At 37.0% G+C, this 13,611-nt stretch carries 13 protein-coding genes and 5 pseudogenes; 10 read left to right on the plus strand and 8 right to left on the minus strand.

Going from position 1 to position 13,611, the window contains the following annotated elements; translation table 11 throughout:
- Complete coding sequence (locus V3224_RS24370; RefSeq protein ID WP_334472294.1) at positions 1-546, plus strand: recombinase family protein; 546 nt, start codon at positions 1-3, stop codon at positions 544-546.
- Between the two features lie 112 nt (positions 547-658).
- Here the strand turns inward: V3224_RS24370 and V3224_RS24375 are convergent, their stop codons facing one another.
- From V3224_RS24375 to V3224_RS24395, 5 genes and pseudogenes are all read right to left on the minus strand, one after another.
- Entirely contained in the window at positions 659-1,126 is a 468-nt protein-coding gene (locus tag V3224_RS24375; protein WP_334472295.1) for a hypothetical protein, read from the minus strand.
- A 48-nt stretch (positions 1,127-1,174) separates the two neighbouring features.
- Entirely contained in the window at positions 1,175-1,453 is a 279-nt protein-coding gene (locus tag V3224_RS24380) for a hypothetical protein (protein ID WP_334472296.1), read from the minus strand.
- Between the two features lie 119 nt (positions 1,454-1,572).
- Positions 1,573-2,073 (minus strand): annotated as a pseudogene (locus V3224_RS24385) (DNA-methyltransferase); the annotation flags it as partial.
- 189 nt (positions 2,074-2,262) lie between these two features.
- Entirely contained in the window at positions 2,263-2,553 is a 291-nt protein-coding gene (locus V3224_RS24390; RefSeq protein WP_334472297.1) for a hypothetical protein, read from the minus strand.
- A gap of 133 nt (positions 2,554-2,686) precedes the next feature.
- A pseudogene (locus V3224_RS24395) lies at positions 2,687-3,171 on the minus strand (RNA-guided endonuclease InsQ/TnpB family protein); the annotation flags it as partial.
- 279 nt (positions 3,172-3,450) lie between these two features.
- Here V3224_RS24395 and V3224_RS24400 point away from each other — a divergent pair.
- Positions 3,451-3,561, plus strand: coding sequence for a recombinase family protein (locus V3224_RS24400; RefSeq protein WP_442890724.1), 111 nt, complete (start codon positions 3,451-3,453; stop codon positions 3,559-3,561).
- Positions 3,562-3,595: 34 nt separating this feature from the next.
- Positions 3,596-3,703, plus strand: a complete 108-nt coding sequence (locus V3224_RS30310) for a hypothetical protein (RefSeq protein WP_442890740.1) — start codon at positions 3,596-3,598, stop codon at positions 3,701-3,703.
- Between the two features lie 81 nt (positions 3,704-3,784).
- On the opposite strand, the gene V3224_RS24405 is transcribed toward V3224_RS30310, so the two are convergent.
- The gene (locus V3224_RS24405; RefSeq protein WP_334472298.1) at positions 3,785-5,125 is read right to left on the minus strand and encodes a hypothetical protein; all 1,341 of its coding nucleotides are present in this window, start codon (positions 5,123-5,125) and stop codon (positions 3,785-3,787) included.
- A gap of 252 nt (positions 5,126-5,377) precedes the next feature.
- Here V3224_RS24405 and V3224_RS30315 point away from each other — a divergent pair.
- Positions 5,378-6,352 (plus strand): annotated as a pseudogene (locus V3224_RS30315) (IS701 family transposase).
- Here V3224_RS30315 and V3224_RS24420 read toward each other — a convergent pair.
- Together V3224_RS24420 and V3224_RS24425 are read right to left on the minus strand one after the other, a co-directional pair.
- Positions 6,312-6,797 (minus strand): AAA family ATPase, encoded by a 486-nt coding sequence (locus V3224_RS24420; RefSeq protein ID WP_334473208.1) that lies wholly within the window; start codon positions 6,795-6,797, stop codon positions 6,312-6,314. The pseudogene V3224_RS30315 and the gene V3224_RS24420 overlap by 41 nt on opposite strands.
- Positions 6,798-6,799: 2 nt before the next feature.
- Positions 6,800-7,036: an ABC-three component system middle component 2 gene (locus V3224_RS24425; protein WP_334473209.1), complete on the minus strand. Its 237-nt coding sequence runs from the start codon at positions 7,034-7,036 to the stop codon at positions 6,800-6,802.
- A 60-nt stretch (positions 7,037-7,096) separates the two neighbouring features.
- Between V3224_RS24425 and V3224_RS30320 the strand changes: the two genes are divergently transcribed.
- The 6 genes and pseudogenes from V3224_RS30320 to V3224_RS24445 all read left to right on the plus strand — a co-directional run bounded on the left by V3224_RS30320 (position 7,097) and on the right by V3224_RS24445 (position 13,547).
- A complete protein-coding gene (locus V3224_RS30320; protein ID WP_442890994.1) occupies positions 7,097-7,372 on the plus strand; it encodes a hypothetical protein in 276 nt (91 codons plus the stop codon).
- Positions 7,318-8,032: pseudogene (locus V3224_RS24430) on the plus strand (IS256 family transposase); the annotation flags it as partial. The gene V3224_RS30320 and the pseudogene V3224_RS24430, both read left to right, overlap by 55 nt.
- A gap of 9 nt (positions 8,033-8,041) precedes the next feature.
- Complete coding sequence (locus tag V3224_RS30325; RefSeq protein ID WP_442891007.1) at positions 8,042-8,170, plus strand: hypothetical protein; 129 nt, start codon at positions 8,042-8,044, stop codon at positions 8,168-8,170.
- Positions 8,171-8,347: 177 nt separating this feature from the next.
- Positions 8,348-9,322: an IS701 family transposase gene (locus tag V3224_RS24435; RefSeq protein WP_334472299.1), complete on the plus strand. Its 975-nt coding sequence runs from the start codon at positions 8,348-8,350 to the stop codon at positions 9,320-9,322.
- A 19-nt stretch (positions 9,323-9,341) separates the two neighbouring features.
- Positions 9,342-9,731: pseudogene (locus tag V3224_RS24440) on the plus strand (Tn3 family transposase); the annotation flags it as partial.
- A gap of 246 nt (positions 9,732-9,977) precedes the next feature.
- Positions 9,978-13,547 (plus strand): M10 family metallopeptidase C-terminal domain-containing protein, encoded by a 3,570-nt coding sequence (locus tag V3224_RS24445; protein WP_334472300.1) that lies wholly within the window; start codon positions 9,978-9,980, stop codon positions 13,545-13,547.
- The last annotated feature ends 64 nt before the right edge of the window (positions 13,548-13,611 follow it).

Consider the following 13,611-nt stretch of genomic DNA (forward strand, 5'->3'; position numbering starts at 1 on the left):
ATGCGGCTTTTTGGCTATGCCAGAGTTTCAATCAGTCAACAATCGCTCGATATTCAAGTTAAAGCGCTTAAACAAGCCGGTGTAAGAGCAAATCGAATTTTTACTGATAAGGTCTCAGGCAGCCATACTAATCGGGATGGACTCAATCTATTGAGTTTGAAGGTCGAAGAGGGCGATATTATTTTGATTAAAAAACTGGATCGCCTGGGCCGTGATACCGCTGATATGATCCAATTGATAAAAGAGTTTGACCAAGAAGGGGTGGCGATACGATTTTTAGATGATGGTATCAGCACCGAAGGTACGATGGGCAAAATGATAGTCACCATCTTATCAGCAGTTGCTCAGGCAGAACGCCAACGTATTTTAGAACGAACAAACGAAGGCCGCCTGGAAGCGAAATTAAAAGGCGTTCAATTTGGACGTAAGCGCAGTGTTGATCGAGAAAAAATTAAACAACTATGCTCCCAGGGAATAGGAGCGACAGCAATTGCCCGTCAATTAAAGATTGCGCGCTCAACAGTTTATAAAGCACTTAATGATTAATATTTAATTTAAATAACCCATAACACAAATTTTATTAATTTTTTGGCACTGTTGGTTAAATTGTCAGAGAAGATTATCAGTGACCCGATCTTTGCAACAGTGCCTTTTTGTCTTAGTCTTTGATAGCTACTTCTTTCAGAGTCTGACTAGGTCTATCTAGTAGCTCCCAAAGATCAGTATAGAAAAAATGGTCAATTGTTTTTATATGCTGTGAAAGTAATGGATCACTGACCATATTTGGACGAATATCGCAGTAATAAACTCCGTCTAATGGGTTTAATTTGACTGTGTATGCTTTGAAATGCCCTGGTAAAAACGTACCATTGACTCCATACTTATTTTTGTGCTTTGTCTTTTTTCGCTGTACATCATTCAAGAAAATAGCGATATGAGGTAGAGCAGTATCAGTGAGACGGTTATAAAGAAATTTATCCATGAAAATCTTATCAATTCGGTCTTTACTGGACGTTTTTACCGAGCCAATAATTTTTAACTCATTATCTTTATTCAACAGCAAATCATGCTGATAGCTGGATTTGAAAAGCTCAATATCATCACTATCTTTTACTGGAACTTGCATCGTTCCAGATACTTAGCAAGCGAATAAGTCGCTCAAATAAATCACCATTCACCTTTCTAGCTTGGTTTGATTTCCCTGCAGGAAAGCATCGAGCGCGGCACCAATGGATTGTTGAATAGTGTAGATAGTGCGAATCAAATTTTCACGCAGGTCGTCGGATGGCATTTGACCATCTCGCCATTGCCTAAAAGCCATGCGGAACTGATTTTCAGCTTTGGCGAAACCTTCAGCATCATACATCAAGCTAGAATTCAGTTGCCGAGTGATATTGAAACTTCCATCTTCTCGGTACTGGAAAAATTGATAGTGGACTTCGTTTTGCGACACTATCCGCGCTTGCAATCCTGTATCAACGAATTCTAAGTAACTGGTACAAAAATCAATATATTGCTCGATGGTGTGAAATCGTTCTTTATTTATTACGTGACTTACTAAATCAGAAAGACTCATCGGATAGATTCCCTTTGTTTTGCTATTTTTTGGTCGTGCGCTATCCATTCATATTTTGTCATACGTCGAACACTTTTAAGCCTGTCTATAGCCCACTGATTATATTGTGGATCGAGATCACAAGCCATCCACTTACGGTTAAGCTGCTCGGCAACAACAGAGGTTGTACCAGATCCGGAAAATGGGTCTATAACTAGATCGCCCTCATTCGAGGATGCTAGAACAAACTTACGCACCAATTCTTCAGGCTTTTGTGTTGGATGAGGTGTTTTTTCGCCCATCCCATTGCAGGTGGTCGGAATATCTATCACGTCCTTTGGCTTTGCCCCTCTTGGGTGAGGAGTCGAATTGTCTCGTGATTTATTTGTACTCTTGCCATAAGCGCTTGTCTCCGCCTGCGGGTGAGATGGATATTTCAGTGTGTGTGCACCGTAAGGTATTCTTACATCGTCAATATTGATTTTTGATGCATCAGACTTACGAAAGTGAATTATGCTTTCATGTGAACGTCCCTAATCACTTCCTAAATTGGCTTTATTTTTGTAGTGCCAAATAAGCCATCTACAATGCTTGAAATACTTTGATGCCGGGTGCTTCAAATCAGCAAGGATTTCCGAAAAACCACATACATACAAAGACCCTGTAGGTTTCAAGACTCGTGATGATTGCTTGATCCATTTGATAGATCATTCAATGTATTTTTCTTGGCTATCGAAATTGTCCCAATTGGCTTTTTTTATATTATATGGTGGATCAGCAAAAACTAGGTCGACACTCGCATCATCAAGAGACTCAAGCCAGTCAAATGAATTACCTTGATATAAGCGCCCATTAAGATTTTCATACTGTAGTTGGAAACCTTGTTTTACAGGTTCAAAAAAGGACATAGCTTCATGTTTCTTAGCCTCCAACGAAGACATATTTAGAACTAGGTTTTCCTTAACAGTTGGAAATAAAACCTGTTTATTTTTACTCATTTTGCACACTCTCACTTCCTCAATGACTGGTCTTTGACATCCTCCCCGTCCTAAAGGCCGAGGATTTCTACTACATTCAGACTTCAGTCTGAATCATTTCAGTGGGTTTCTGCTTCAACGAGCCGCATGACTAACACACGAATTTGCTTTGTGATAAGTGGTTTTCTTTCACTATATAACCACAGGAGGCACATCGCTGACTTGTATATGCAGGTGGATAAACTTGACCACTACGCCATAGCTGCTTGTATTCAAGCTGACGCCGCATTTCGTACCAGCGCTGTCGAGTATCGAGCGATTTACCCCTGATTTTGCGCGTAGATTGCGTCCATGTTGTTCCGCCGTACCTTTCGCCGATTTCGACATTTTGCTGACCTTCAAATCCTCAATGATTATCATCGCCTGGTTTTTGCTGATTTCCGTTGTAGTTTTATGGAGGTAATCTTTACGAATATTGGCTATGTGAGAATACAAGCACTGTATTTTACGTTTTTGCTTTTTCCAATTTACGCTAAATTTTATTTTACGGCTTAACTGGCGCTGAAGCTTCGCCATCTTACGCCGATTGGCTTTAAAACTTGTTAACAGGTTTATAATTGTACCATCAGAGAACGTAGCACGCTATGGCGTGAGCGGCACAGCTACGCTACTTCGGAGCTGTTCATGGGGTGTTTTGACTTAAAGAACGGTTTGTACGACTCATTGCTTCAATCCCTTGTATCCCAATGGCTTAAGACGAAATATTGATTTTATTATTACTATGAATCTCTGCGTAATTTATTTAATTTTAGTAACTTTTATTTTTGTTAAAATTCATGATCTAAATGAGATTATTGTATATCTATTAAGGGGGTAGCGATACGATTTTTAGATGATGGTATCAACATCGAAGGTACCATGGGCAAAATGATAGTCACTATCTTATCAGCAATTGCTCAAGCCGAACGTGAACATATTCTAGAGCGTACAAACGAAAGTTTATTGGAAGCGAAAGTAAATAATATTTAGTTTTTGGGCATAAGCACAGTGTTTATAAGAAGAAATAAGACAACTGTGTTCTTATGGAATGGGGGTAAGAGTAATTGTCGGTCAATTAAAGATTTCGAATTCAACAGTTTATAAAGTGTTTTATAATTTAATTTTAGCTTAAAAACTGAAAAAATAAGATACGACAAATTCTTTTTAATATCTAGAGCAACCCTATTTTATGTACTTTATTTAATATTGCTTTTTAATAAAAAACTTTAATTAAAGTAATCCAAAACGGCCAATTTTGGGAGTGCTGGTGAATAAGGTAATCATAAAATTTCACTTTTAAATCTGTACATTGTAAGGCAAAGTCATCTTTACCCTCTGGTTTATAGTAAGCAAGTAGAGGGGAATCTAGAACCAAAAAGCCAGGATGTGGTAATTCATTTTCCTGACAAAATTCAAGTAGTGCTATACTGACCGCTGCATGACTAATGGCCCGTAGCCCCTTACCTTGGTTTCCTCTAGGTTTTCCATCAATCACAAAATCAGAATCCTTTTTTTCATAATACACATGGCAATCACCGGGAAAATCCCAAGCTTTAAGAATAGAGGATATTTTTAACGAAAGTTTATGAGTTATAGAGTTGGACATATCTACTAGTGAATTTTTGTTCTCTTTTTTTATGGGTACATTTCTCTGTAATGTGGTTTTTTTACTTTCTAGTCGATCCAATTGTGAGAACAAATCGACGGACTTTTGAACTTCTGCACGTTTGTCAATTAATTCAGTATAAGAGCTTCTATAACCATCAATTTTAGGAGCAATAATTTCACGAATATTTTTATCTAAATTCTGGTAAATTGTTTCAGAATTTCTGTAATGGATTTTAAGTCCGTCTGCTTCATTGAGAAGATCAGAGATAGTACCATTTAGCTCTATCAAAAGTTGCTCAATTTTTTCTATTTCAGCTGTTGCTGAAGTGACGATTGAATCTACATCCCCGTTACATGTTTGTTCTGAATTTTGGTGAGCTGGATTTGCTCCACAATGCGGACAAGGCATCACATCGATATATTTGAAAATAATTCCACTTTCCTGGATGGATTTCAGGCGATCAATATCTACAACATAATGTTTACGTAAAAGAGTAAATCTGGCAAGTAATTCAGATATTTGATCAAGACGTTCTTGAATTCTATTTTGTTCTTCAAAAGCTTGTTTTCTTTGTTGCAGTAGTAGATCCAGTTGCTGTTGTGCACAGATAAGAGTTTGGCGTTGATGCTCAATTGAATCTTCAAGATAGGTAGATTGAGAGGTTAATTCCTTACGATCTTTAGCCATATTTTCAATAAACAGTTCTGCTAGTAATTCATCAATCAGCTCAATTTGAGCTGTATTGTTAGAACTTTTTTCATTCACTACGTTGACCGCAGAATCATCAATACCCGTCAGTAAAAGTTTTATGGTTGCCAACTCAGAGGTTTTTGTAGTGTATTGTCCACTACAAAAAGGTGAGTCTTTTTTTTGAATTTCGTTTTCTTGGATCAGAATAAATCGTGCCAGGTTACGAAAACTAAGTCTTATACACGAGTTTCGCAATCTCCAAAAAAGAAGTATAAATCACGAGTTTCGCACAGGCCTATAAAATTCTAGAAATGGCTTAAAAGTAATGATTAATCTGCAAGTTACTGAAATGCATAAATTTACTTAATTTACAATAAGTTATATTTAATTTATAAGGTTTTATCTATTTATATATTATGCTGAATTAAACTTAAAAATAGAGCGTTTTTTTATTGGTGCGAAACTCGTGTAAATTTAAAAACAAGAAAAAATCAGGGTGTTCATATTTTGTCGGGTTATCCATGTATTAAAGATATCTATAAAACATTCTTACAAGTAAGCAGTTTAAGATACTCTGGTTTAGCGTTATCAGAAGTAAGCCCATCGCCTTTATCTCATGACACTGTTAGCCGATGGCTAAAAAGTAGATGTTTTAGACCTAAAGACCTATGGCGATTAGTTGAACCTTCTATAGACAAAAAAAGCCCTTGCGTACTAATTGCCGATGATACATTGATTGCCAAAACACGTAGTAAAAAAATAGAGATGGTCCATTATCAATATTCAGGTAATGAACATGATGTTATTGCTGGCATAGGTTTAGTTAATTTGCTTTAGCATGATCTGACGAAGGTTGAATCAATTCCTATCAATTATCGTATTTATGATAAAGATTCTGATGGAAAAACAAAAAACACGCACTTTTCCGAAATGCTCACTCTTGCTAAAAAAAGAGGGATCATGCCAGAAGCGGTAGTGATGGATGCTTGGTATTCTAGCCTGGATAACCTGAAATCAATTCGCTCTCATGGTTGGATCTGGGTAACCACGCTGAGGAAAAATAGGATTGTTAACCATAACAAACAACTGAACAAGTTAGACATCTCAGAAGAAGGAACGTCAATACACTTGCGAGGATATGGTTGGGTAACCGTTTTCAAATTTACAGCCAAAAACGGCCGTATTGATTACATAGTAACAAACAAAGAGAATCCCACCCGTCAATACGTCCAATCTATCATGGATGCCCGTTGGTCTGTTGAAGTTTATCATCGAGAAGTTAAACAAAACTGTGGTATTGAACGCTGTCAGGCTCGCACGAGCCGAGCGCAAAGAAATCATATTTTTCTCGCTATTTCTGCGTGGTTTGAACAACATAAACGTCGTATATCTGAAAAAATAACCCTTTATCAACAAAATTGGGACGTAATCAAAAGTGCTATTACTGAGCAAATCCGTGTTTTATTAGCGTACCCAAATTAGTTTTGTGCGAACCTCGTGTTATAGTCTGCGGTTTAGTACTATTTTTCAAAATTTTCTTATTAGGTAGTCCTATTTGTTCAAGTAAAAAACCAGATAAAGCGTTCTCTTTACCTTTGACATACTTTTCGTTAAGAACGATGTTTTCAGAGCGGGGATCATCTAAATCAATTAACTTGAAATTTCCACCATTAATTGAGGGATGAAGGCGCCAATTTTTTTCATTGCTAGAAACCAGATCGAGTTCTATTTCGCCATACTCTTTCAGTTCTGTAATGTTCCGGATCTTCGAACCGCCTAGCATGAAATTAATGGATTCCGCGAGGAATGATTTACCAGTATCAGAAGCGCCACAAATTACATTAATTCCAGAGCGAAAAGACAAAGTAGTTTCTTTTCCTGTTCCCCTAAACAATATTTTACGAAGCTGTAAATAGTTATTACCCATGATTATTCTCCAGATGATTGAATAATCTGGAATTGACTTGACCATTGTTGAAACAAGCGATGTGTAATATTTCGTAATTCCTGTGTTGACAAGTCTTTAAATTGCTTAATCGCCCATTCCGCACATACTTTCAGTCTACATGAATATTCAGTTGTAAGAGAAGCTATAAAAGGTGCTGCAATTTCTCCGGCTAGATAGCTAAATCCATCGTTAGCTGTGATTCTTTGGAGCCTGTACATAAATTTGTGTAATTGCCTGATTTTGATATGTTCAATCCAGCATCAAATGAAGGTTAATTTATGGACGAAAAACAATTGCAGGCTCTGGCTAATAAATTGGCCAAAAATCTCAAAACCCCTGACGATCTCAGCCAGTTCGATCGTCTGCTGAAGAAAATCAGCGTTGAGGCGGCTCTCAACGCCGAAATGTCCCACCATCTGGGCTACAAAATCAGCCCAAACCGGGTGCCAACTCCCGCAACGGCTATTCCACAAAGATCGTTACCACCGGCGATGGTCCTCTGGAACTACGCCCTCCGCGCGATCGTGACGGTTCTTTCGAACCGCAACTGGTGAAGAAAAACCAGACCCGGATCTCCGGGATGGATAACCAGATTTTATCGTTGTACGCCAAAGGGATGACCACCCGCGAGATAGCGGCTGCGTTCAAAGAACTGTATGACGCGGATGTCTCACCGGCGCTGGTCTCGAAGGTCACCGATTCCGTGATGGAGCAGGTTACCGAATGGCAAAATCGCCCACTGGATGCAGTCTATCCTATTGTTTATCTTGACTGTATCGTCCTGAAGGTCCGGCAGGACAGTCGCGTCATCAATAAATCCGTGTTTCTGGCCCTGGGTATCAACATCGAAGGTCAGAAAGAACTGTTGGGTATGTGGCTGGCCGAAAACGAGGGCGCGAAGTTCTGGCTCAGTGTGCTGACAGAACTAAAAAACCGTGGTCTGAACGATATCCTCATCGCCTGTGTCGACGGTCTGAAAGGCTTTCCGGACGCCATCAACAGAAGCAGGCCAGCAGGCGCTGGAAGCGTTCGCCAGCGCATGGGACAGCCGCTACCCGCAGATAAGCCGGAGCTGGCAGACAAACTGGGCCAACCTGGCGACGTTCTTCGCTTACCCGGCAGACATCCGCAAGGTGATCTACACAACGAATGCCATAGAGTCGCTGAACAGCGTGATCCGGCATGCCATCAAAAAGCGTAAGGTGTTCCCGACGGATGACGCAGTGAAAAAGGTGGTGTGGCTGGCAATCCAGGCGGCGTCACAGAAATGGACAATGCCGCTGAGGGACTGGCGTATGGCGATGAACCGCTTTATTATCGAGTTCGGTGACCGCCTGGACGGTCACTACTGAGAAAAGGCATTTACACAGAATCGTGTACAGGGTCGTGACCTTCAGGTCTGACGCAGGCGATTATAGAAGCGGGAAAAATAAATAAAACGTTGTATTTACTTAACTATACACGAGTTTCGCAATCTCCAAAAAAGAAGTATAAATTTAAAAACAAGAAAAAATCAGGGTGTTCATATTTTGTCGGGTTATCCATGTATTAAAGATATCTATAAAACATTCTTACAAGTAAGCAGTTTAAGATACTCTGGTTTAGCGTTATCAGAAGTAAGCCCATCGCCTTTATCTCATGACACTGTTAGCCGATGGCTAAAAAGTAGATGTTTTAGACCTAAAGACCTATGGCGATTAGTTGAACCTTCTATAGACAAAAAAAGCCCTTGCGTACTAATTGCCGATGATACATTGATTGCCAAAACACGTAGTAAAAAAATAGAGATGGTCCATTATCAATATTCAGGTAATGAACATGATGTTATTGCTGGCATAGGTTTAGTTAATTTGCTTTGGCATGATCTGACGAAGGTTGAATCAATTCCTATCAATTATCGTATTTATGATAAAGATTCTGATGGAAAAACAAAAAACACGCACTTTTCCGAAATGCTCACTCTTGCTAAAAAAAGAGGGATCATGCCAGAAGCCGTAGTGATGGATGCTTGGTATTCTAGCCTGGATAACCTGAAATCAATTCGCTCTCATGGTTGGATCTGGGTAACCCCGCTGAGGAAAAATAGGATTGTTAACCATAACAAACAACTGAACAAGTTAGACATCTCAGAAGAAGGAATGTCAATACACTTGCGAGGATATGGTTGGGTAACCGTTTTCAAATTTACAGCCAAAAACGGCCGTATTGATTACATAGTAACAAACAAAGAGAATCCCACCCGTCAATACGTCAAATCTATCATGGATGCCCGTTGGTCTGTTGAAGTTTATCATCGAGAAGTTAAACAAAACTGTGGTATTGAACGCTGTCAGGCTCGCACGAGCCGAGCGCAAAGAAATCATATTTTTCTCGCTATTTCTGCGTGGTTTGAACAACATAAACGTCGTATATCTGAAAAAATAACCCTTTATCAACAAAATTGGGACGTAATCAAAAGTGCTATTACTGAGCAAATCCGTGTTTTATTAGCGTACCCAAATTAGTTTTGTGCGAAACTCGTGCTATATTGATGATGAAGATTATCGCCGCCGTATTCTGACTCAACTCAACAGGGGAGAAAGCCGACACGCCGTCGCCAGAGCCATCTGTCATGGACAAAAAGGTGAAATCAGAAAACGCTATCAGGACGGGCAGGAGGATCAGCTGGGTGCGCTGGGGTTGGTGACCAATGCAGTTGTTCTCTGGAATACCATCTACATGCAAGCTGCGCTAGATCATTTGCGCAATGAAGGTAAAACCATCAATGAAGAGGAAGAAGCCAGACTTTCGCCACTGAGACATGCGCATATAAACATGCTGGGGCACTACACATTCATGCTTGTAGAGCAGGTAACAAAAGGTCAACTTAGACCACTGAAGCAAGCGGAAGAAACGGATGAATGGCCGCTGTGACGGTCATATTTGTGTGGGGCCATAATTCGCAATTGTATAAAAAATGTACTTAACGTACGTTTTCGTACGATTGGGCTTCAGACCCCTTATATGGCTTGTAAAATATCCTCACGTCTGTGAAAACTAACATTATCTATAAAGAGCACCGATTTTTGTGGAAGGACAGATATGAAGCATTGCGTAATTCATGAATAAAACACATTATTACATATTGAGTTAATCAAGTATAAATTACTGAGAAAAATTATGGATAATATTTTTAATAAAAAGAGTAACTCCAATGATGAAATTGATAAATTTCTTAATTCAAATATGCGGGGAAGTGGATTAATTAAAAATGGGAAAAAATCTTTTAGTGTTGATACAGCTGCGGAATACCTTAAAGCTGATAATCACACCGCCTGGGAGAGTCAGCATAAAAGTACCCAACCTTTAGTAATCAACTATTCTTTTCCTAATTTTGGCGGAGACAAAACATTTACCCCATTACAAAAAAAACAAGCAGAAGAAAGTTTACAATCATGGGAAGATGTAGCTAATATTAAATTTAATAAAGTTGATTCTGTTGATGAATCTGATATTACTTTTTCTAATCAGTATTCAGGACGAAGTTATGATGCAATAACTAACTATAGATATAGAGATAATTATACTCATTCTGATATTTTAGTTAATCTTAATGGTGATTCTCATAATCCCGCAATTGGAAATTATCCTCGACAAGCCATAGTCCATGAATTAGGGCACGCATTAGGTCTTAGACATCCTGGCGACTATAATAGCTATTACAGTTATGATTCACAAGCCGAGTATGCTGAAGGTTCAAAACAATATACCGTTATGAGTTATTTTGATGCATCCGAGACTGGGGCTAATCATGGCGGTCTGTATAGTGCTGCACCTCTTCTTGATGACATTGCATCTGCACAAAAAACTCATGGAGCAAATACTAAAACTAGAATTGATGACTCTATTTATGGATTTAACTCAAATACAAACAGAAAATTTTATACAATAACAGAAAAAGAACAAAAAAATATTTTCTGCATATGGGATGCTGGGGGCGATGATACATTAGATTTGTCGGGCTATGATGATGACCAACGTATTAATTTGAATGAAAACTCATTTTCTGATGTAGGTGGATTAACATCAAATATTAGCATAGCTAAAGGAACAGTTATTGAGAATGTAATTAGCGGATCAGGAAACGATTTAATCGTAGGCAATAAAGAAGATAATATTATAAAAGGGGGGAGGGGTAACGATGTTATTTATGGTGGCGAAGGACAAGACCAATTATGGGTCAGACATAATCATAACAAGATAATAGCTAACAAAAATACTCAAGACATAAAAAAAGTATATGAAGAAATAAATAGTAATTCAATATTAGATTTTGAAGATATCGATTCTCCTGAGAAAAAACAGTTAAACCAGAGTTCTTTACAGAAAATAAGTGGAAAAAATATTAAAAATCAAGTCATTAATTTAGAGGGAAAATATGAAAAAAATGAAGCAGAAAATAGCAAATTAGAATATGAGAATCGCACGAAAGAATATAATGCAGCTATGAATGAATATGTTGCAAATAATATTATGACAGTAGAAGATAAAAGCAGTAATGAACAATTTATCAAAGGTATGAAATTAACTTATTTCCTCGATGAAAAATTGGAAAATGTATCTGAAAAGCAGAAAATTATAAAAGAATCTATTGAAAAGTACGCAAAAGTTACCGATATTACTTTTGAACTAGTTGATAATCCATCAAAGGCAAAGATAATTTTTGGTTCTTATAATTATAATACTGATAACGAAAAACGAGATGGACAGCACTTCATTAATATTCGTGATGACAACTCGACAAGTATTATGCATCAGTTAGGTCACGTAATGGGACTGAATGATCTGGTTGTACCTTCAAACAGAACTGATGTATATAAATACACTATTATGTCGCCTTTAAGTTCTAAATATGAACAAGAACTACAAGATGCTGATCTCCTCGCTTTAAAAACACTGTATGATTCTAACATTAGTAAACAAGACCTTAATGTAGAAGAACAAGTCAAAAAGGTCACTGAAGAAAACGATTATAATTTAGAGTATGACAATAGTGTGAAAAAATATAATGCGGCTATGAATGAATATGTTGCAAATAATATTACAACAACCTCTTATAAAATGGGTGAAGATATATTTGTTAGAGGTATGAAATTAACTTATTTCCTCGATGAAAAATTGGAAAATGTATCTGAAAAGCAGAAAATTATAAAAGAATCTATTGAAAAGTACGCAAAAGTTACCGATATTACTTTTGAACTAGTTGATAATCCATCAAAGGCAAAGATAATTTTTGGTTCTTATAATTATAATACTGATAACGAAAAACGAGATGGACAGCACTTCATTAATATTCGTGATGACAACTCGACAAGTATTACGCATCAGTTAGGTCACGTAATGGGACTAAATGATCTGGTTGTGCCTTCAAACAGAACTGATGTACATAAATACACTATTATGTCGCCTTTAAGTTCTAAATATGAACAAGAACTACAAGATGCTGATCTCCTCGCTTTACAAAGTCTATATGGTTCTAAAATACATAAGCCAGATAAAGAAGAACAATCCAGAGTAGTAATAGTTGAAGAAAAAAAGGATATTTTTAGTCATGAAAATACTATAGAAGTAGATCCTTTTGATTTAGAGTTTTCCGAATATATAGCGGAAAAGATAACCAAAGAAATGAGTCAAATAAATAATAAACCAGTTAAATTGAAATATTTAATTGACGAAAAAATCGGCAGTATATCTGAAAAACAAGAAAAAATAATAAAAGAAGCTATAAAGGAATGCAGGCAAGTTGTGAATGTTACCCTTGAGCTTGTTAACAACTCCTCAGAGGCGAAAATAGTTTTCGTCTCTGACGACCATTATATTGAACACGAATACCATGATGGTAAATATTTTCTTAATATTAATGACAACGGTTTGAAAAAAATCATGCATCAATTTGGTCATATTTTACAATTAGCGGATCTAAAGATGTCTCACGAGATAAACGATATACATAAATATACTATCATGTCTCCTTCTAGTTCTGAACATCCACAAAAATTACAAATTGCGGATGGCATTGCTTTACAAAAATTATATGGCTCTAAAAATGAGCAAAACATAAATGTGGAAGAACAGTTTAAAGTGTTTGACAGTATTGAAGAACCAAAAATCAATATTACTAGTGTAGAACAAGATTTATCAAATGACCTTCTTGAGATTTACGGTCCCAATAATAATTCGATGGAAACTAATCATTGCATACAAAATAACCCTTGGATGCAAAATATTACTTGTATTAATCCATGTGTTCCAATTCGACCATGTATTCCAACTAACGTTACAAATCCCATTTATCCTGATACTTCAAATGATTTAGAAAAACCTATTTATCCTGATACTTCAGATGATTTAGAAAAACCTATTTATCCTCGTAATTCAACCCCTTCTGAAGAATCAAATACTTTTGTGTTTAAGAGCATTAAAGATTCAGAATATGGTAAAGCTGATAAAATTATGGATTTCAAGACAGGATTTGACAAAATTGATATCTCATTGATTAATCAAGAGTTATCTAATGAAAAAATTCATTTTGTAGATGTTTTTCGACATAATTCAGGAGAAGCTATTTTGAAATATGATGAAAAAAACAATATAAGTGACTTCTTATTAAAAAAAGATATAGACGATACTCCCGACTTTGAACTTCAAATTGCAGGACAAGTTAGTCAATCAGATTTCTTAAGTGCATAAAATTTAAAGAAAGCATATTTGTAGTAGTTCAGACTAGATCTGACAGTTACAGATTATTTATACA

The organism is Arsenophonus sp. PmNCSU2021_1 (genome assembly GCF_036919435.1).
Classification (GTDB): Bacteria; Pseudomonadota; Gammaproteobacteria; order Enterobacterales; family Enterobacteriaceae; genus Arsenophonus; species Arsenophonus nilaparvatae.